The 19,147-nt window shown below is 58.8% G+C and carries 17 protein-coding genes and 1 tRNA gene; 6 read left to right on the top strand and 12 right to left on the bottom strand.

Annotated elements, in window-relative coordinates; genetic code table 11:
* Nucleotides 1-22: 22 nt before the first annotated feature.
* A tRNA-Ser gene (locus EKN07_RS06300) sits at nucleotides 23-110 on the top strand.
* Between the two features lie 433 nt (nucleotides 111-543).
* The gene (locus EKN07_RS06305; RefSeq protein ID WP_126145930.1) at nucleotides 544-1,401 is read left to right on the top strand and encodes a hypothetical protein; all 858 of its coding nucleotides are present in this window, start codon (nucleotides 544-546) and stop codon (nucleotides 1,399-1,401) included.
* Here the strand turns inward: EKN07_RS06305 and EKN07_RS06310 are convergent.
* The 3 genes from EKN07_RS06310 to EKN07_RS06320 all read right to left on the bottom strand — a co-directional run bounded on the left by EKN07_RS06310 (nucleotide 1,383) and on the right by EKN07_RS06320 (nucleotide 3,488).
* Nucleotides 1,383-1,844: a DUF488 domain-containing protein gene (locus EKN07_RS06310; RefSeq protein WP_126145931.1), complete on the bottom strand. Its 462-nt coding sequence runs from the start codon at nucleotides 1,842-1,844 to the stop codon at nucleotides 1,383-1,385. The genes EKN07_RS06305 and EKN07_RS06310 overlap by 19 nt on opposite strands.
* 327 nt (nucleotides 1,845-2,171) lie before the next feature.
* The gene (locus EKN07_RS06315; protein WP_126145932.1) at nucleotides 2,172-2,396 is read right to left on the bottom strand and encodes a hypothetical protein; all 225 of its coding nucleotides are present in this window, start codon (nucleotides 2,394-2,396) and stop codon (nucleotides 2,172-2,174) included.
* A gap of 96 nt (nucleotides 2,397-2,492) precedes the next feature.
* Nucleotides 2,493-3,488: a hypothetical protein gene (locus tag EKN07_RS06320; protein WP_126145933.1), complete on the bottom strand. Its 996-nt coding sequence runs from the start codon at nucleotides 3,486-3,488 to the stop codon at nucleotides 2,493-2,495.
* A 680-nt stretch (nucleotides 3,489-4,168) separates the two neighbouring features.
* Here EKN07_RS06320 and EKN07_RS06325 point away from each other — a divergent pair.
* The 3 genes from EKN07_RS06325 to EKN07_RS06335 all read left to right on the top strand — a co-directional run bounded on the left by EKN07_RS06325 (nucleotide 4,169) and on the right by EKN07_RS06335 (nucleotide 8,284).
* Nucleotides 4,169-5,254, top strand: coding sequence for a hypothetical protein (locus EKN07_RS06325; RefSeq protein WP_126145934.1), 1,086 nt, complete (start codon nucleotides 4,169-4,171; stop codon nucleotides 5,252-5,254).
* 14 nt (nucleotides 5,255-5,268) lie between these two features.
* On the top strand, nucleotides 5,269-7,296 hold the full coding sequence (locus tag EKN07_RS06330) for a hypothetical protein (protein WP_126145935.1): 2,028 nt from the start codon (nucleotides 5,269-5,271) through the stop codon (nucleotides 7,294-7,296).
* 304 nt (nucleotides 7,297-7,600) lie between these two features.
* Nucleotides 7,601-8,284 (top strand): L-threonylcarbamoyladenylate synthase, encoded by a 684-nt coding sequence (locus tag EKN07_RS06335; RefSeq protein ID WP_126145936.1) that lies wholly within the window; start codon nucleotides 7,601-7,603, stop codon nucleotides 8,282-8,284.
* A 135-nt stretch (nucleotides 8,285-8,419) separates the two neighbouring features.
* On the opposite strand, the gene EKN07_RS12535 is transcribed toward EKN07_RS06335, so the two are convergent.
* The 9 genes from EKN07_RS12535 to EKN07_RS06385 form a co-directional block, all read right to left on the bottom strand.
* Nucleotides 8,420-9,595, bottom strand: a complete 1,176-nt coding sequence (locus EKN07_RS12535; RefSeq protein ID WP_164546619.1) for a hypothetical protein — start codon at nucleotides 9,593-9,595, stop codon at nucleotides 8,420-8,422.
* Nucleotides 9,592-10,749 carry a hypothetical protein gene (locus EKN07_RS06350; RefSeq protein WP_126145938.1) on the bottom strand — a complete coding sequence of 386 codons (1,158 nt, stop codon included), beginning with the start codon at nucleotides 10,747-10,749 and terminating at the stop codon, nucleotides 9,592-9,594. The genes EKN07_RS12535 and EKN07_RS06350 overlap by 4 nt, the downstream gene beginning before the upstream one ends.
* A 213-nt stretch (nucleotides 10,750-10,962) precedes the next feature.
* Nucleotides 10,963-12,126 (bottom strand): hypothetical protein, encoded by a 1,164-nt coding sequence (locus EKN07_RS06355; protein ID WP_126145939.1) that lies wholly within the window; start codon nucleotides 12,124-12,126, stop codon nucleotides 10,963-10,965.
* Complete coding sequence (locus tag EKN07_RS06360; protein ID WP_164546620.1) at nucleotides 12,123-13,322, bottom strand: hypothetical protein; 1,200 nt, start codon at nucleotides 13,320-13,322, stop codon at nucleotides 12,123-12,125. Before EKN07_RS06360 ends, EKN07_RS06355 begins: the two co-directional genes overlap by 4 nt.
* A 193-nt stretch (nucleotides 13,323-13,515) precedes the next feature.
* On the bottom strand, nucleotides 13,516-14,607 hold the full coding sequence (locus tag EKN07_RS06365) for a hypothetical protein (RefSeq protein WP_206435688.1): 1,092 nt from the start codon (nucleotides 14,605-14,607) through the stop codon (nucleotides 13,516-13,518).
* A 134-nt stretch (nucleotides 14,608-14,741) separates the two neighbouring features.
* Nucleotides 14,742-15,905, bottom strand: coding sequence for a hypothetical protein (locus EKN07_RS06370; protein ID WP_108714808.1), 1,164 nt, complete (start codon nucleotides 15,903-15,905; stop codon nucleotides 14,742-14,744).
* On the bottom strand, nucleotides 15,902-17,113 hold the full coding sequence (locus EKN07_RS06375) for a hypothetical protein (protein ID WP_126145942.1): 1,212 nt from the start codon (nucleotides 17,111-17,113) through the stop codon (nucleotides 15,902-15,904). The genes EKN07_RS06370 and EKN07_RS06375 overlap by 4 nt, the downstream gene beginning before the upstream one ends.
* Nucleotides 17,114-17,151: 38 nt before the next feature.
* Nucleotides 17,152-17,769, bottom strand: a complete 618-nt coding sequence (locus EKN07_RS06380; RefSeq protein WP_125482389.1) for a hypothetical protein — start codon at nucleotides 17,767-17,769, stop codon at nucleotides 17,152-17,154.
* Nucleotides 17,770-17,858: 89 nt separating this feature from the next.
* Nucleotides 17,859-18,296, bottom strand: a complete 438-nt coding sequence (locus tag EKN07_RS06385; RefSeq protein WP_125482390.1) for a hypothetical protein — start codon at nucleotides 18,294-18,296, stop codon at nucleotides 17,859-17,861.
* A 238-nt stretch (nucleotides 18,297-18,534) separates the two neighbouring features.
* Between EKN07_RS06385 and EKN07_RS06390 the strand changes: the two genes are divergently transcribed.
* Nucleotides 18,535-19,083 carry a hypothetical protein gene (locus EKN07_RS06390; protein ID WP_126145943.1) on the top strand — a complete coding sequence of 183 codons (549 nt, stop codon included), beginning with the start codon at nucleotides 18,535-18,537 and terminating at the stop codon, nucleotides 19,081-19,083.
* Nucleotides 19,084-19,147: the final 64 nt, after the last annotated feature.

Consider the following 19,147-nt stretch of genomic DNA (forward strand, 5'->3'; position numbering starts at 1 on the left):
GTTATGCCGTCATAGGCATTGAGGAAGGTTGACAGAGCGGCCGAATGTGACGGTCTTGAAAACCGTTGTGCGGTGATCCCGCACCAAGGGTTCGAATCCCTTACCTTCCGCAATCCGTTGGTGCCCCGCAGAGCAATCGGCGGGGCACCAACGTTTTACGGCGTGATGACAGCGTTATCGCCAATGGGGCAAGAGTCTAGAAAGGGACTGGAAGGGACTCATAGGGACTGGAAGGGACTCTGGGAGGGGCACCCTGAAGGGGACCCCGCAACAACGACACGGAAGGGTACCCCTCATGGGCAGATCGGGCTTCGGCACAATACAGACCACGCGAAGCGGCCGCAGAACACCTACTCGGCCCCAACCCGTACCTGCTCGCCGTCGAACTCGGCGTCACCCAATCCCTCATCCACGCATGGCAACGCACCCACATGGACAGACCGCTTGCCGCCTAGGAAAGTAACAGGCTGTGTGAAACACATGCCATACTAAACAGCGAAAGGACACACACCCGGCGACGCCGCCGTAAGAACCAGGGATGACATGCTGAACTACAGCCCAGACATCATCAAGGCCTACCAGTTCGACAAAACGGGCCGCACAATCACCGTCACCATCGTCGTGAAAACAACACCCCTACCATCCAATAGGCACGAAGAAACCGTCTGCGTCGCAGGAATCGCCCACAACCCCTACCGGTGGGTTCGCCTCTACCCAGTCAGATTCCGAGACCTCGAACGACACGACCAATTCAAGAAGTACGAAACCATTCGTGTCCCCGTACGAGCACCATCAAACGATGCACGGAATGAAAGCCTTCGACTCGACGGCAACCTAGAAATCATCGGCAGCCTCCACAAAGACTGGAACACGCGGGCAACACTCCTAGCCAACTTCCCACCAGTGACACTATGCGCACTTCAACACAACATCACCCATGACGCGAACGGTCACTCACTCGCCGTCGTCCGCCCGCGAAACATTCCCACTCTCACAATCGAGCCACACCCAGGATGGACCCCGCGGGAAAGAGAGATCATCGAAAAGTGGGCACAACCAACCCTCGACGTCGCCACGTTCACATCGTCGCGAACTCCACTTGAACCACCCCGATACCGTATCCACATCAACTTCACGTGCAAGAATGAGGACACGTGCAACGGACACTCGATCTCCTTGACAGACTGGGAAGGAACAGCGTTACAGCGCCGCATCCCAGCTGACGCGACCATCGACTACGTGCACGCACAGGTCATACGAAAATTCATCACCGAGAAATTCAAACCAGGCAGAACTACTCAAATCATCGTCGGAAACCAAGCGCGGGGCACCAAACGGAAGTCTTTCCTCGCACTCGGCATTTTCGGCCCGTATAACGAGCCTCAACCAACACTGTTCTGATGCTCAGCGAGGACCGCTGTCACTTCATCAATCACAAGTCGCCGGTGGCATTGCTCATGGTAATGCTCAAAACAGAGAACGAGAACCGTCTGATTGGTCGCTAAATCCGCAATATAATGAACCGCGGCTGTCCCTTCAGGCGTGTGCAGGACCTCGTCAGTGAAACGCTGATATGCGCGCGCAGCTGCAGCTGTTCCAGGGGTGGCGAACGCTGCGCGATTGTCCTTCGGATTACCTAACTCTCGCATATGCACGTAAGACAAACCGGCAGCTTCCAACGCTTCCCGGAGCCTCGTCTTCGAGAAGCCTTTTTTCCTACTAATGGGAGTCATACGAACATCAACGACGACGTCCGCATGTACTCGCTCCGCCTCACAGATAAGGTCTTCGATGGACTTCCCCTCGTATCCCCATCCGCGTATCGAGCCCTGTGCGTGTGTCATAAACCTAGTCTAAACACTCAACCCTGGTGATCCCTGGACGTCTAGCCGTCCCCTTAGAAATACTCCCGTGTTACATAACCCCAACCACTCCTCATGCGAGGCACAGGTGCACCTTCCAGAGGTACCCACCCGTCTGGCAATCCGCAATAATCTAGGCCGCTAGTCCGGTCCCTTATCTTTTGCGGCGTGAAGCCGCCGGTGGTGATGGCACCCGAAACAGGGACATCATGAACCACTCGCTCAAGCACGAACACTCCATCAGGTGCTGGTGGCAGGCGAAACGGGCGCATTAGCAGCGCAACTGCGCACGAGCCGAACGGCTCCGCATCAATCGCGGTGACGGAGCCAGTAGAAATGTGCATACTCTGTGATTAATGCGGTCACTAGCGGTCCAAGCCAGTTACGCGGTGTGAGCCAGGATTCGGCAGAAAAGACGGCTCCTTCTATATACGTCAGGCCGGCCAGGATTCGTGCCAATAGAAGAACGCACAGGAAGCCGATGACTTCCTTCCACGGGGAAATACGTCGCTCATTGGTGTTGATACTGTTCATGCGGCCCTCCATTGGTTACCGGACTATTCTGTCTCTTCATGGTACGCCTCGGGGTGCGGCTATGACTCCGGGAGTCTTGACATAGGTCCCATGAGCTTACTCTGTGCTTGCCTTTCGACGGGCAGTGGCGACAAGCAGCGTTCCGCACAGAACCGTTGCCGTCGCAACCAGAAGTGGAATCGGGTTAAATCCGGTACGTGCCAGCGTGGTCGTGCGAGCGGCCTTCGCCGTGGTGGTCTGTGTGGCAGCAGTGGTCGCGGAAGAACTGGGCGCCGCCGCAGATGTCACGGGATCTGAAGATGGTTGCTGCGAGCTTGGCGCAGATGTTGGTTCAGGATTTGAAGCGACCACGGTCCGCACGGTGCCGGAACCGGTTGGGTCGAATACAAGCGTTGTCTCGTAGGGCACACCGTTGATGGTGGCGGTATTAGTTTGGGTCGGACCGCCCGTTGTTTGGACGTAGACACGGCACACATGGTCAGGGCTCTCAGCAGCGAAAGAGACACTGTTCTCGGACTGGTCAGTTGGGGCGGGGTAGTAGTCAGCCACTCCCCAGGCGTCAGCTGATGTGCATCGGATCGCGCCGAGGAATAGCACGCCTGAATCGCTGACGACATATTCGGTGCTGCCGGTCATGTCAATGTTCCAATTCGCGCGGAAGAGGTTATAGTCGTCGCCGGTGATCCGCTCGAGCCATCCCACTTTTTCTGTACGGCGCGGCGCGGGCTCATACGCAACCGGTGAACTGAGCTCAACGCTGTACGGCACGCCGGTCGCGGTGCCGGTAAACTGTGACTCTCCAACGGCGCTCCGGAGTATGAGTGCTCGCGCTTGAACAGTGGCGGTAATCGACTCGTAGGCTTGAACGCCCTCTACAAGATGGCAATACAACATGGCGTCCGCCGTGTAGCAGCTCGCAACGACTTCGCCGTCGTCTGTGGCTAAATCAAAGAAGGGTGCGGCCTGCCAAAGAAAGCCGTTGGGTAGGCTCAGTTGGAAGCTGTCGCGCGGCTGGGGATTCGAGATCTGCCAGTCGACCTCGGTTGTCACGTATGAGCCAACGGAGGGCCCGGCAGGGTCTTCGGGCGTCATCCGTACATCCGTGATCGGTATAGTAGCCGCCCGTGCACCGGTGGATATACCGACGGCGCCGAGACATGCGAGTACAAGTGTTAGCAAGATTGCGGGCACGATCCGATGACGAGGTTTCGTAGCACTCTGCATTGAGGGACCCTTCTCATTCGTGTGTCGAAGAAGTTCTCTGCTCCTACACGCGGGAAGTATCGTCAGCCGATAATACACCGGTGCGGTGGCGGTTTCCTCGCATGTCTGCGGGAATACTTGATAGCGTACATGGCTTTAGGATCGGCGCGAAATAGTTTGTGTGCACCATCTCAAACTGTGGGCGGGCACATTGGCGTGAAGAAAGAAAGGGCGGTGAGGATACGGGGCATGGTGTGCCATGCCTAGTAAGCGCTGTCTGGCGAAACAGGCGCTGTCTGGCGAAGCGGGCGGTGCCTGGCGAAGCGGGCGGTGCCCGGTAATGTGGGCGGCACGGCGAGTGAGGGGAAAGCTGGGGTAGCATGACAAATGTCCGTTGAATCACCAGGAAAGGTGTAGGAAGTAAATGGATGCGTGAGGCCTAGATGGTGACATGGGCTAGCACACACCCCACACGTCGCGGGCGTAGCGAGCTCGCGTGTGAATAGCCAGAGATTCTAGGCGTACTCATTCAGTACGGAAGCCTGGGTCAATTTCGTGAGGTAAAAGCAATGGACGACAACACACAAGAAAAGCCGGAAAACACGGCAACTCCTAGCGCCAATAATGCAACAGATGCACAGCAACCCGATTCTGCCCGACCGGGCGCCACGCAGCCAATTGTCACCGAGCAGGTAGCGGCGACGAATCAAACGGTTACGGATCGCTTGCCTGTGGCGAATGACTCTGCGGCACAGGATCGGGTAGCCAACGTAACTCAGGCACCGACCGCGCAAATGCCGGTCGGCACGAGCCCTCTGCCCCAGGCGGAGCAGCCCGCAGGCACGGTTCAGCCGCCTTCGTATGCGGCGGGTGCAACCGGCCAAGTGCCATGGCCACAAACACCGGTCGCCGGTCAGGTACCGCCTAGTGGCCCGGCTCCTTCCGGTGGGCTGCCTCTTTCCGGTGGCCCGGCTCCAGCTACGGCACAGGAACCGTACGGCGTCGCCACGCAGAATGATGGTGCGAGCAGCGGAGGGTTCATTGCTGCTGCCGCAGCGCAGTGGACCATCTTCCAGCGTATTTTCTCGGGGCAACTGTTGGAAGCTTTCAAAACTGTCGAATCTGTCCGCCACACGTGGCTCGTTACGATAATTGGCACGCTGGTCGCGTCGGGACTGGGCGCGGGGGTTCTGGCCGGTCAGAGTCTCAAGTTCCTCAATTCGATCTTTAGCTTCATCTCGCGGCTCGATGCCGGAGGCTTCATTCAGACCTTCTTCCTCGTGGCCATCGTCTTCGCCATCGCGATGTTCATCCGTATCCTCGCCATCAAGTTCGCATTGAATCTGCGCCACGTTCCGGTGTCGTATGCGGCGGCGGGCAGGATATACGGGGTTGCGGTCAATCCGTTGTTCTTACTAACGGTGTTGGTCCTGATACTGGTCATCATCCCGACGCCCGTAACAATTGGCCTGGGTGGGCTCCTCACAGCACTCTTCTTCCCCATGTTCCTGTTCATGGCAGAGATCATGATTTATATCGGAATGAACCGAGTTGCTCCCGTGAATCGTTCGTTGCTCGTGCCGCACACGCTGATGACCGGTGTCTCTGCCGTTGTCACGATGCTGGTGTGCTGGGCGGTGTTCGAGATCCTGTAGGAGGTGACGGCATCGTGAAGCAGAATAAACAGACGCCCCGGGGTGTAAGAGTGGCTCTGATCGCCGCTCTCGCATTCCTTCTCTGCGCCTGTGGCGCGAAGATCGATACCGCGTTGAACCTGGCGGACGACGGATCGGGGGAACGGGTGATCACGCTCGTCATGGAGCGTGATTCGGACGCCGAATCTGAGATCAATGGGGGATTCGAGGCAGTCGAAGCCGCGATTAACAACCACTTGCCGGGCGAACTATCGTTTTCTGGTCTGGAGGTAACCGACGATAAAGCGACGGGCAGTTTCACTCTATCCTTTTCCGATCTTGATGAATATCGCGATAAGGTCGCGTCTCTTCTCGCCTATTCGGGGTCCAGCATTGAGCCGGATATTTCCGTCACCATGGGGGATTCTCCGTTGCAGCAGGGATTCGCCTACTCGGAGAATTTCACTTCGCGGGATTTGCTGGGATGGTTGCCTGATGCGCTTGTGACCGACGGCGTCATCTCAGACGACAACCGTTCGAATGTATTCGACTCATTGGGGAACGCCACCATCACGGTTGGTTCAGAGACGTATTCGGGCGACTACGGAGATCTTGATGTCCGTGAGGCGGTCGATAACCGTTTTTCGTCCGTCACGGTTGTGGTAACGCCGGGTGATGCCACGTCACTCGATGTGTCCGTGGTCCTAGGCCGTTGGCAAAGACCAACTGGTCCGATCGTCTCCAAAGAGGATGAGTACTTGGAATCGATCGATGTCGCAGATAAGCGTATTGACGAGGACCTCCCGGGCGAGAACGACTATGAACGATCCGTGGGATTCACGGTGAAGAACACGGAGGAACTTGCCGAGGCCCTGGACGCAGTCTTCCTGACGAGCGGCAGCGAGTTTCAAGTGACCGAAGAACCCAGCACCGACGGTGTGGTGGGCATCGTCTCTATCTATACCGGGCAGATCGATACGGCCAATGTGTGTAGTTCCTGCGACGAGCGTATCGATGTAGTCACCGGCGCGGATTCTGATGATGATGTATACGCGTCGGATGGGCGGGTCAGTGCAATAAGTCTGTCTGACTTCAGCGTGGAATCGGTACGGCCGGTGACCATAACGGAGATCAAGGCGGTGTTGAACGTGTCGGGAGGCCGGGACGCGACACTACGGGTCGACTACACGATTCCAGAGGACGATGCTGAAGCTTTCGGAGATATCATCGCCGAGTTGTTGGATCCCTCTGTTGCCGATGGAACATTAACAACCAAGGATGCGGACGGTTTGCGCACCTACACGGTGGAATTAAGCGAACCTGAAAAGTCCTTCCAGTATCCGGCGGCAACCTTTGGGCTCGTTGAGATGCAGAGCGGTGGGGACGGCGACTACCGCATCAGGCTCTCTCTTAGCCCGCAGGAGGCACTCGGCGGTGTCACCGCCGAGAAAACCAGTGCGGAAATCCAACTGCCGAGATTCAACTCGTTTACCGAGGACGCCGCATTAAGCAATCCAGACTGGACGGTTGAGGGTGGCACGGCCACACTCGAAACGAGTGACTCGGCGGTGAGTTTCACCGCCGCAGCCAAAGGTATGACGACGACGGCGCTCGTCGTCAGGATCGTGTTAAGCGTGCTTCTCGTCATTGCTATTGTTCTGGCAATTCTTTTCCGCAAGAAGATTGCGGCGTCCGTGCGGAAGGCGCGGACATCGTCGCAAATGAAGGCGGTGCAGGAGAAGGCGGCGCAGGCCAAAGCCGCATCCAGTAGCGCGCTGCAGAGCGCGGGAGCGCAATGGAACGCCGCCTTGGCGCAGCAGGATCAACAGGCGAGTACACCGGGTGGGCCCAATGGTGCAGCGGGGCCGGGCTCTTCGAGTCCTCAGCCGCTAGCGGGCAGTCCAGGTGGGCAGCAGCAATGGAGAGGTGGTCCAGCCGGGAATCCGGGTGGACCGAGCGCTTCGACGCTGCCGGTGGCGCCTCCGATTGGCGGTGGTGCTGCGTCTGCTGCACCGAGGCCCGAAGACTGGAGTGCAAACTTCAGTGAGCATTCGCTTATGTAGACGATACATGGAGCGCTTGCGGGCCTGGAGTTGCCCGGGGATAGTGCTCTGATTGTTGCCATCGGCCGTCTGTGGTTGCGCGTTGCAGTCACAGACGGCCGAGGCGTTTTGGAGTGCGGGGAGTGGGGCGTTTCGGACCGTGGACAGTGCGGTGTAGAAGGAGGGCAGTGTGGCGCAGTGGGAGGAGAAGGTGGTGCAGAACACGGAGCTCCGATGAACACCATAAGCAGAACCCCTAGCTTCCGGTGCCGGTGCGGAGAATGGATCAGAATCTAAGCGCCTAGCGGCCAGAAAGGAGATGCGCATGGCTTCTACGAGGCGAGATGGCCGCGCCAAGGTGCTTGCCGCCACCGATCCGAATATTCGGCACGCGGCGGAGATCGTGCTCGCGGGCGGTGTGATTGTGGCGCCGTCGGATACGAATATGGCATTGACTCGGGACGCCTGGAATGAGGCCGCCGTTCGCAGGGCCTTCGCGATCAAACGTCGTCCGGCGACGTCGCCGCTGACGCTATTCATGCGAGCTCCGGGCGACTGGCCGACGTACACGGAAGTTCCCGACGTTGATCGGCCGATTGTGCAGGCGTTGGCAGGCTCCTTGTGGCCCGGTCCTCTGAATATTGTGCTGCCGCGCGATCCACAACGAGTCCCTGATTTCATTGTGTGTGGAGGGAGCACGGTCGCCCTCGGCGTGCTGTCCAATCCAACCGTGCAGCGTCTGCTTGATTTCATCGGTAGACCGGTGGCGATGACATCGGCGAACCTATCTGGTCAGGCCAGCGGCGTTCTGGTAGATGTGGCGATGGCGCACGATCAGATCGGTGATGCAGTTGATCTGATTCTGGAAGGCGGAAAGCAGGGCACGACGACGTCGTCGACCATCGTGAAAGTGGATAACGGAAGGCTAACGATTCTGCGGCAAGGAGATATACAGCCGCAGACTATTCGTGAGACGTTGGCGGGATTACCGGTAGAACTGGCGTTCTAGGCAGAGCTGACCCGCTATGGCAGCGGCGACTGAAGATACTCTCGCCTTTGGTGCTGGAATGTTCGCTCGGCCGTCGTTTAAGCGAACGAGAAGGCCACTCCCTCCTGTGGTGCTGAATGGTCCGCACAATCCACGTCAGTGCAGGGCGTAGATCAGTGTATATGGCTCTCCCGTAGAGGCCTGGGATGGGCCGTTGAGTTCAATGACTAGAAGGTACATTTCTCCCGTGTCGTAAAGGCGGCCGTAAACGTGGGGATCACTGGAAAGATATGCTGTACTGATCGGCAACGTGAAGGTGTACTCGGAAGACTCGTACGTCCCGTCCGCCTGCATTTCCCAGCGGTTCCCTCGTATATCGAGCCTTGATGAGGGGCCCCATCGCGCCTTTACATAGAAGTCCGGCTCGCGGGCGACGACATCATCCGTATTGGCCGAGTAAGCGTCTTGCCACCGCAGCGTTTTGCCGGTCGCTGGGTCAAGCACGACGACCTGCGAGTAATAGGCGCGGCCGTCGTCGGTAGCCTGGACGTAATACGTCAGTTCAAGTGTCGGGTTATCGCCGCTGGTGGTCGCCGCGCTTGCAATGGGGACTGGTGATTGCTTTGGGCCGCGAGAGTAGGACCAGATCGTTTCTCCGGTGGCGGGGTCAAGTAACTGCGCCTCGGCTCTTGTGATCAACACAGGCCCGGCATCGGTATTAAAAAAACCATAGTAAGGTTGATCGAGTCCTTCGCGGACCCAGAGGACCTCGGTGTCTTCGCCGAGCTCTCGCTGCTGCGGCGCCTGACCGGGTGTGGCGCCGGTGGTTGTCAAATGCCCCGGTAGATATGTTGGTGGAGAGGTGAGGAAAAGCGGAGCTGCTAGGGCAGCGGGGATCAGAAGGGCGAGCCCGGCGGAAAGTGAGCGAATACCTCTTTTTCCTGCCGTGCCTTTTATGCTCAGTGCCGCACCGGCGGCGACGGCGGCGGCTACCAGCGCTGCGGCCATCCAGAGCATAGAGGTGGGTCCGATGGTGTCAGTGATGAGGGTACGCCTCCACCACCATAGGCATATGGCCGCTGCCATAAGCGGACCCGCGACGGTGATGGCGATGCTGAGGTTGCGTTTCCGCGTGTACTTGCAGAGTCTCCATCCAACAATTAGCCATGCCAATGCGAGAAGCACGATGGTGGCGATTGGGGAATGACGGACGGCGACGGCGGAGGGCCCGACGTATTTCTCGGTGCGTGCGGCAACTGCCAAGACGATAGCGAGCAGCGTGCTCGTGAGTGCAAGCGTGCTGCAGAATGTGCGACGGTCGAAGAGTCTCATTGTTCTGCCTCCTGCTGTCCGGTACGAGCATCAATGATCGTGCGCTCGCCAGGCGCATTCCCAATGGTGAGCGTTCCATCGGCGCCGATCCAGGTGACATTATGCCAGGGGCCGCGAGCATCTGATCCGTCCCGGTGAACCGTCCGTACCGACGCGCTACCGTGCGCGCGGTGGAGGTCGAGCTTATCGTTAACGAAGTTGTAGTCGTCAGAATAGAAATCGGACAGGATGAGGTCGTCACCGGCTGTACTGGCGAGCCATTCGTCGGTTTCCCAGCTTGTGGCCTCGCTGCCATCGAAGGGGAGGATGGTGATGGTTCCCCCGGGCAGAGGAGTTGTGCCGTCAGTGGTTTGAACGACCACCGCATCGCTGAGTAGGACCATGGAAACCACGGCCCCGCTGACCTTTGTTTCTAGCACCGTTTCACCGGTTGCAGCCTCCAGAACAACAACCGGAGTACTCATCGTGCCGTCCAGCTTGCGTGTGCAAGCGGTGTGCAGGACCAGGTAATCGCCCGTGGCCTGGACCGATCCATTGATCTGCGAATACGAGACAGACTTACGGTAGTCGGGGGTGAATACGGGGACGTTAATCGTGCGGCTCCAGAGGAACTCACCGTTGGAGTCAAACTGCACAATACGATCAGGCATGTCGTCGGCGGATCCTTCTTCAAGAATGACCAGAAGACCCGCCACAGTGAGAATAGCCGAATCATAGGTGCCCCAGGCTCCCGCGAAGGCATTGTAGATTCCGCGGGGTGTTGATACCTCCCACCCGCCGTCTTGGTCAATGTATGCGCTGACTTCGGGAAGAGGTTTAGTGGAGACATCGCCGAGTAATTCCGATATACGGTCCTTGCTGACGGCGTCGGCGAGGGCGTGAACGCCAAGCACCAGAATGATGGAAAAGGCGAAGGCAAGTCTCGGAAGAATGTGCTTGGGCGGGATGTGTTTGCCCCGAGGGCGTTCTTTCAAGCTGGGCGGCGGAGAAGAATCCTGATTGGGTGATAAGGACGTGTGCTGGCTGGCCGTCTGGGTGGCCGTGGAAGAGGTGTCGTCGACCGCTTCCGATGAGGGGGAATCCTGCATGGGTTCCGGGGACGTGTCGCGGGCTGCTGCCGAGGGTGAGTTAGGCTCGTCGGTGTGCGGTTCCATGGCGCAGATCATACCAAAAGCTGTTAATGCACGCGAGAGTTCTCGGGATACGACCTGAGTCGTGCCGGGATCGCTAATGGCACGACGGCAAGCGCCGTCCCGCTACCCGACAACACTCGGCAGCAATGCGTGCGAGCCGGTATGCGGAGTACTGTGACCGGTAGGTGGCATGCTGTGACCGGTGTGCGGCATGCTACGAAGCGTCGGATCGCGTCAGTGCAGGGCGTAGATCAACTTATGCCCCCATTTCAGGGGACCTCGAGGTGCTCCGTTGAGTTCAACGACCATAAGGTACATGTCGCCGGTGTCATAAGCATGGCAATGAGGGTGGGGAGTTCCGGAGAGATAGGCTTTGTCGATCGGCACGGTTAAGGTAAAAGAAACATCATGTATCCGCCCCACCTCTGTCTGGAGTTCCGGAGACGGCTCCCACTGTACGTCGATCTGCCAACAGAAAGAACTAGACGGCATCTGAGCTGGGCTACCCAGATTGGCCGAGTACTCGTCCTGCCAGCCCAGTGTCTGACCGCTTGTTGGGTCAAGGCGAACGACCTGCGAGTAATAGGCGCTGCTGTCAGTCGGATGAACGTCGAACTCCAGTTCCAGTGCTGGGTTTTCGCCGGTTGTGATCGCTGCTCCTTGTATAGGAATAGGTGAGTTTTTAGCGCCGCGGCTGTAGGACCAGGCCGTTTCTCCAGTGGCGGGGTCAAGCAATTGCGCTTGAGTCCTGGTCACAATGACCGGACCTAATTCGGTGGGGAAGATCGTCGCAAGTCCATCGTCGAGTATTTCGCGCACCCAGAGGACCTCGGTGTCCTCGCTGAGTTCTCGCTGCTGCGGTGCCTGACCGGGTGTGACACCTGTGGTTGTCAAATGCCCCGGTAGATATGTTGGTGGAAGTGTGAGAGGTGGCGTCGCGAGGGCAGCGGGGATCGTAAGAGCAAGAACGACGGAAGGCCAGCGATACCTACAGCCGCCTCTGAATTCTTTGGCGCGTGTCCGGGCAGGCGCGGCCCCGGCGGCGACGGCGGCAGCCACTAGCGCTGCTGCCATCCACAGTACGGAGGTGGGTCCGATGGTGTCATTGATTAAGACATGCCGCCACCACAACAGGCATGCCACGGCCGCCAGCAGCGGACCGGCAACGGTTATGGCGATGGCGAACTTGCTCTTGGGCATGTACCGGCGCAGCAACGATCCAACAGTCAACCACGCTAACGCGAGGAGCACGATGGTGGAGATCGGGGAATTAAGGACGGCGAGGGCGGAAGGCCCGGCGAGTCTCTCAGTGCCGGCGCCAACTGCCAACGCGACTGCCGTCACTGCACTCGCGAGTGCGAGAGTAAAACGAAATGTGCGCGGGTCAATTACTCTCATTGTTCTACCTCCCGCTGCGCGGTGCGAGCATCAATGATTGCCCTTTCTCCGTCGGCACTGAAAGTGGTGAGTTCTCCATCGGCGTCGATCGAGACGACGTCGCGCCAGGGGCCGCGAGCATCTGACCCGTCCGAGTGTACGGTGCGTACCAAGACGGTCTCACGGTACAGCCAAAAGTCGAGAAGGCCGGTACGGGAGTCATACATGTACTCCGTAGGGTAGATGCTAGAGAGGACGAGGTCGTTACCGGCCTTGCTGACAAGCCATTCATCGCTTTCCCAGCTGATGGTTTCTCCGCCGTCAAAGGGTAGAACAGTGACCGTTCCGCTGGCCTTCGCCGAGGTGCCATCGGTTGTTTGGACGACCACCGCATCGCTAAGTACGACCATCGAGAAGACGGCCCCGTTGACCTTCGTTTCTAGCACCGACTCCCCGGTTTCCACATCAAGGACGACGACGGGAGTGCTTTTTGTGCCATCCAGCCAATCGGTGCAATCGGTGTGTATAGCAAGGTAACTGCTCTCCGCTTGCAGTGAGCCATTTACAGCGGAATACGAGACAGCAGACATATACGCGCGGTTATGGAGACCATACACGGGGACGTTAATGGTCCGGCTCCACATAAGTTCCCCGTCGGAGTTGAACTGCACAATACGATCAGGCGTGCTGTAGTCAGTGTCGTAAAGCCTTTCCTCAAGGATGGATGCGGGACCAGCCGTAGTCAGAATGGTGTGGCCGTTCGGGCCGTTGGCCGTGACTCCACGGGGTGTGGAGACGCGCCATTCTTCCCGACCCTCGTCGAGGTATGCGCTGACTTCGGGAAGGGGTTCAGTCGAGACCTCACCGAGCAGTTGCGATACACGGTCATCACTAAGCGCTGCGGCCATGACAATAACACCGCGTGCCAGGATGGCGCAGAAGACGAAGGCGATTACTACAAGGAGTGGTCTGGAAGGGATGCGCTTGTATCGGGAGGTACTTGCGGTTTGGGTGGGTGGCGACGCAGAGTCTTGGGTGGAGGGCGCGGAAGTGTCTCGACTGGACGACGGGGAAGTGTCTTGCTTGTGCGAGGATGCAGGGTGCGTGCTCGCGGAAAGAGGATCTGCGGGTGACGAAGCAGAATCTTGTGTGGAGGCAGGGGATTTGTGGTGGGCTGCTGCCGGGGGTGAGCCAGACTCGTCGCTGGGAAGTTTCATGGCTCACACTTTATCAAGAGTCGATAATGTGCGTGGGAGTTCTCGGGGTATGAGCTGAGTCGTGCCGGTATGGCTAACGAGCACGATGGCAAGCGCCGTCCCGCTAGCCGACAACGCTCGGCAGCGATGCGCGCGAGCCGGTATACGGAGTGCTGTGACCGGTATGCCGAGTGTGACGAAGCGTCGGATCGCGTCAGTGCAAGCCGTAGATCAGTGTGTGCCCGTCACAGTGGTTGGCCGTCTCTGCGGAATTCGTCGTGCTGAGCGTGACATCTAGGACGTACATGCTGCCCGCGTCGTACACACCGCCGTGGATAGCGGGTTGTGCCGGCAGGCACGCGTCGTCGATTGGCACGGTAAAGCTGTTGCCTGTGGAGTCGAAGGTTACCTCGATGGTGGGGGACTGCTCGGCCTGCCGTACGGATGTGTCGGCGAGGTAGTTGTACACGGGGTCGCTGGGCAGTCTCTCATCCTGCCAGCCAAGCGTGTTGCCCGTCGCGGCATCTAGGAGAACGGTCTGCGTGTACACGTCGAAGCGCTCGTGATAACTGGTGCGAACGACGAAATTCAGCGCAACCGTACTGCCTTGATTCGTAACGCTTGCTCCCCACATCTGTATCGGGGAGTCCGCTGAGCCCCGAGAGTAAGACCAGACGGTTTCTCCGCTTGCAGGATCAAGTAGCTGCGCCGTATTTGATGTCACCACAACCGGACCGGAGTCCGTGGCAAGAACCCGAGAGACACGCTCGGGCATGGTACGAACCCAGACAACTTCGGTCTGTTCGCTCAGATCCCTTTTGTCAGGCCCAGCACCGACGCCCCCGGATGTTGTGAGGTGTCCGGGCAGGTGCGTCGGCGGCAGGGCCAGGAAGGCGGCAGCGAGGGCGATCGGTACCACGATGCCGAGTCCAACAGCGAACCAGCGGCTACTTTCGGTTTCCGTAGTGGTCAATGCACTCAATGCGGTGCCCGCCGCCACCGCGGCTGCCAGCAGTGCCATGGAGGTCCAAAGTATGGCGGTAGGCCCGACTGTTGTGCGGATAAGAATGCTGGCCCACCACCACAGGCAGGCCAGCGAGGCAACCGCCGGGCCTGCAACAGTCACGGCAAGGGCCAGCCGGGGCCATGGCAGGCGGCGGTACAGCCGATATCCGATTGCCAGCCAGGCGATGGTGAACAGAAGGATCTTGGTGATCGTGGCGTGTGTTGCGGTGCTGGCGGATGGCCCGGCGAACCGTTCCATACGTGCGGCGATTGCAAACACGACGGCAAGCAACGCGCACACCGAGGCAAGAGTAGTCCGTACCGTGCGGCGTTCAGGGCATTTCACGCTTGTGCCTTCTGCCGTGTGGTGGGCTGATTGATGTGTTTGAATCCTACCCGCTCCCACTTCTCCACACATGGCGGCATGACTCAGTATCAGTGCAAGCCGAAGATAAGGGTGTGCTCGTTGGACGGGGCGGCGAACTGTGATGCGCCGCCCTCTAGTTTGACGAGAAGGAGGTGCATGCCCTCGACGTCGTACACCGTGCCACTGATCATTGGGTCCCCGGAGAGATACGTTTCCTCCAGCGGTACGATGAAACTATTGTCATCTCCATCGGAGCGGGCGTAGCCATCGCCATCAGAATCGAACCGTACCTCAATGGCTGAGGAATACGGCATCTGTTGGGTAGTTGTCTCAACCACGTAGCGGCCGTAGAGAGGGGACGGGGCTGGAAACTCGTCCTGCCACTCAAGCGTTTCACCCGTCGCCGCGTCTAGCAGCACCGTCTGATAGTAAGAGGGATACCGATCGGAGGAAGGGCTGACCTCGAATCGCAGGGCGACGGCGGAGTTCTGTTCCGCAGCTTTTGAAGTAGTGACGGTCGCCGCTACTTGAATGCTCAATCCGCGCGTGTACGTCCACACCGCTTCACCACTGGTGGGATCGAGAAGCTGGGCAGTCTGTGCAGTTACCACCACGGGGCCGGCATGTGTAGCAAGCACGGTTACGTAAGGCTCCGGTATCTCGTGTACCCAGATTGCCTCCGTGTTTTCGCTGAGTTCTTTTGGTGCCGGGGGATTGCCTGCCGTTACGCCGCTTGTCGTCAGCTTTCCGGGAAGGTAGGTAGGCGGCAGAGTGAGCAGTGCGGCAGTTACCACTACCGAGACGGCGACGCCGACCACGGCGGAGAGTCGACGTTTGCCGTTGTCCTTCGTCGGTGCCGGTGCAGTCAGAGCAGCAGCCGTTGCCACTGTGAGTGCCAACAGTGCCACGGTGGTCCACAGAATAGCTTTGGGGCCAATGGTCTCGCGGATGAGAGTTGCGGTCCACAACCACCCGCACGCGAAAGTAGCCACACCTAAGCCGGGAACTGCAACGATACCTACACGTGGAAAATCACTGATAATGCAGAACCAAGCTATCGGGAACCACAGGATGACAAGAAGGACGATCCAAGACATCGGCCCGTGCCGCATGGCCACAACAGACGGGCCGACCAAGTTTTCCTGTCGGGCGGCGAATGCGAGCGCGATAGCGATCAGTGCGCACGTCACTGTCACTGCCCGGTGTAGCGTAGGGCGGTCGAGGTCCTTCACTGTGCTTCCTCCTGCTGCGCTGCTACCTGCCCGGTGCGGGCGTCAACAATGGTTTGCTGGTCTTTGACGTATCCAATTGTCAGCAGGCCATCCGAGCCGACCTTGGCCACATCTTGCCAAGGTCCGAGGGCGTCTGAACCATCGGGGTAGACGGTGTGGGCGGAGGCCGTTCCGTTGGGCCATAACGATGTCTCGGTGGTAATAGAGTCACTCTCCACGAGGCCGAAGACGTCCGTGAGAATCAGGGTTTCGCCGGTGCTGCCGGCCAGCCATTCGTCGCTGTGCCAACTGGAGATATTGCCGCCTCTGAAAGGAAGGACGGTGATCGTTCCGCCTGCGCGTGCCGTGGTTCCGTCGATAGTCTGAACGGCGACGGCGTCGTCGAGCAGGACCATTGCTACTGCGGCGCCGTCAACCTCGGTTTCTAACACGGTTCGTCCGCTCCTCGCCTCCAGAACGACGACGGGTGTGCTTGCCGTGCCGTCGTCATGGCGGATATAGCGGGATCGCAACACGAGATGTTCGCCGTCGGACTGAAGAGGACCGGTGACTCGGGTGCGATTGGCGCGGTATACGGCGTTGTGACTCGTCGAGTAATAGTCCGCAACAGTATTGCCCAGCGTCCGGTTCCACACGACATCGCCGTCGGTATCAAACTGCACGATGCGCTCGGTCGAATCCCATTGCTTTTCCTCAGAGTCCCAAAAGTACTCCGCTAAGACGAATGCGGGACCCACGGATGTAACGACGTTATACGTATACGAGTCGGAGAGCTCGTCAGGTGCTAGTACTTCCCAATCATCCGGGGCAACTACATCCCACTGGTCATCAACAAGGCGTGCGCTCACGCCGGGGAGTTGATCGGTGGATACCTCTCCAAGAAGCTCCGGTTCGCTGGTGCGTAGGTGGATGAGGGCCACGGCACCGACGGCGATGATCAGGGCGCAGGCAATAGCTGCCGCAAGGAGACGGCGCCCATGGAGAAGAGTGCTGCGTTTGGAAGGCGCCTTGCTCTCTGTGTGCGGGCCATGTTTCGAAGCGTGACCGTGCTCGGGTTGATCGCCTGTCTCGTGCTGCGAGTCAGGCTCGTGGGGTGAGTCGGGTTCGTGCTGTGAGTCGGGTTCGTGACCTGAGCCGGCCACCTGCGCGGCAGCCGCGTCGTCGTCGGGTTGGGCAGGTGCGCCATCCTCGAGAGGGTGAGATTCCATGCGTGAACTCTAGCACAGTGCGTCGTCGTATGGTGGGGTTAATAGAGCCCGCATACGAGTTTGGTGTCCGCAGACGAAGCAGGCAGGACCTCCAGAAGGTACATGCTACCGGCGTCGTACAGTCTCTTCTCGATCAAATAGGTGTCTTGGGGCAGAATCCTCGCGTCTAACACAATGGTGAAGCTATTGCCATCGGCATCAAAGATCACATCAAAGGCTGATGCATCATCCATTTTGTTTCCGTGCGGATACATGGGATTCACCCAAGTGAGCCCAGCATCTGGCTCACGTCCACCGGAACCATTGCTAAGCAGTTCCGCGTGTTCCCAGCCAAGCGTTTCACCTGTCTCTGCGTCCAGGAGAACGGTCTCTGGATAACGGTAGGCGCTGCTGGAAACCTCGTACTCTAAAGCGACTGTCGAACCTGAGTCTCGAACTTCGGCACTGGTAATGAGCTGTTGGGATGAGTCAGAGCGACGTGTGTATGTCCAGACCGTTTGACCTGTGGCGGGATCGAGCAGTTGGGCTGTCGTCCGTGTGACGATAGTCGGACCGGAGTCTGAATTGAGCATCCAGGAGCGGCGCTCAAATGCGCGACACCAAAGAAGTTCCGTATCCTCACTGAGCTCTCTTTGCGGCAGTGGCTGCTCTGCCACCACACCCGTTGTGCTTAGATCTCCAGGGAGGTGAGTGGGTGGGAGAGAGATGAGCAATGCGGTTACTCCGATACAACTGACGGTTCCGATTAGCGACGCCCTGCCTTTACTGCTGGTGTAGTCAGTATCGGGGGAGTTGTCAATGCCGCTCCGACGCCGATTGCAGCGGCGAGCAGCGCAACGGCACTCCACAGCAGGGAAGTTGGAGCAATGGTCATGTGATTGAGCGTGGTGCCCCACCACCATAGACAGGCCAGCGCTGCCAACACGGGGCCGACAATGGTGATGGCGACGCCGATTCTATGCCAGGAGAACTTGCGGCAAAGAGCTGATCCTGCAATGAGCCATGCAATGGATAGTAAAAGGAACCGCGTTATAAGGTCAGACGCCGCAGCCGCGCTGGAAGGGCCAACGATTGGTTCTGTGCGCGCCGCGATCGCCAACGTAATGGCGATGATTATGCATACACTCCCGACAGTCAGATGCAATGCATGACGGTCGAGGTTGCGCAACACCTTGGGTCTCATCGTTCTGGTTTTCATCGTTATGGCTCCGGGTTGTAGATGTGGACTTGGGTGTCTGCGCATCCTGAACATGACGACTGCGATGCAGGTGGTAAAGACGACGGGGGAGGTGATGTGCTCTCCTCGAGAGGGTGAGATCGCATGTGCACACCTTAGCAGGCGATTGGCAGGCCCGCCACGGGAACGGCATGCTGAGTGCATTGATACGGTGAGCGGTGTTCATATTGATACGGTTAACTGTGTGAATAGGAGACACGGTGCGTTCGCAAGGTTATTTGGGCGGGGGAAGTCGGCCGAGTGGACGCGGCCAGGCAGCGCGTGGAGCGACGACGGCAGGCGGGCTTGGGGCGAGGACTCGCGCGCACGGTCTGTTCGGAACAGTACTACTGCGGCGGATGCCATGGTGCAGGCCGGTGGCTCGCACGTCACCGACCCACGTGATCAGGCGACGCACCCCGCCCCGGTTCTGCCCTTTGAAGCCGCACTCGTTGCGCGTGGAAATAAGGTCGATGCGATCAGGAGCTATCGTGGGCGTACGGGCGTCGGCCTACGTGCCGCGAAGGATGCAATTGACGGAGTGGAAACGGGAGAGACGCCGATTGCGCCAGACGACGGCGTCGCCCAAAACCCAGTGCTTTCAGTGCGGGAGACCATGCCTCCACCGAGTACGGATGAGGTGGCGCTGATCAGGGCGGGAATGAAGGTGTGGGCGATCAAGGCTTACCGGGAGCGTACCGGCGCGGACTTGAAGACCGCAGCCGACGTGATGAACGAGTATGAGCAGCAATAGTGGGCAGTGTAGGACACCCGGTGGGTCGGGACGGTGCAGAGGCTGTCAGGCAGAAGGAGTGCAG

It is taken from the genome of Actinobaculum sp. 352 (genome assembly GCF_003957265.1).
Taxonomy (GTDB): domain Bacteria; phylum Actinomycetota; class Actinomycetes; order Actinomycetales; family Actinomycetaceae; genus Asp313.

Bases quoted from the DNA above. Each gene is read 5' to 3' on its own strand.
- EKN07_RS06325 (WP_126145934.1), top strand. From the start codon at position 4,169: ATGGACGACAACACACAAGAAAAGCCGGAAAACACGGCAACTCCTAGC.
- EKN07_RS06320 (WP_126145933.1), bottom strand. From the start codon at position 3,488: ATGACGCCCGAAGACCCTGCCGGGCCCTCCGTTGGCTCATACGTGACA.
- EKN07_RS06350 (WP_126145938.1), bottom strand. From the start codon at position 10,749: ATGGAACCGCACACCGACGAGCCTAACTCACCCTCGGCAGCAGCCCGC.
- EKN07_RS06305 (WP_126145930.1), top strand. From the start codon at position 544: ATGCTGAACTACAGCCCAGACATCATCAAGGCCTACCAGTTCGACAAA.
- EKN07_RS06310 (WP_126145931.1), bottom strand. From the start codon at position 1,844: ATGACACACGCACAGGGCTCGATACGCGGATGGGGATACGAGGGGAAG.
- EKN07_RS06360 (WP_164546620.1), bottom strand. From the start codon at position 13,322: ATGAAACTTCCCAGCGACGAGTCTGGCTCACCCCCGGCAGCAGCCCAC.
- EKN07_RS06375 (WP_126145942.1), bottom strand. From the start codon at position 17,113: ATGGAATCTCACCCTCTCGAGGATGGCGCACCTGCCCAACCCGACGAC.
- EKN07_RS06385 (WP_125482390.1), bottom strand. From the start codon at position 18,296: ATGAGACCCAAGGTGTTGCGCAACCTCGACCGTCATGCATTGCATCTG.
- EKN07_RS06315 (WP_126145932.1), bottom strand. From the start codon at position 2,396: ATGAACAGTATCAACACCAATGAGCGACGTATTTCCCCGTGGAAGGAA.
- EKN07_RS12535 (WP_164546619.1), bottom strand. From the start codon at position 9,595: ATGAGACTCTTCGACCGTCGCACATTCTGCAGCACGCTTGCACTCACG.
- EKN07_RS06335 (WP_126145936.1), top strand. From the start codon at position 7,601: ATGGCTTCTACGAGGCGAGATGGCCGCGCCAAGGTGCTTGCCGCCACC.
- EKN07_RS06355 (WP_126145939.1), bottom strand. From the start codon at position 12,126: ATGAGAGTAATTGACCCGCGCACATTTCGTTTTACTCTCGCACTCGCG.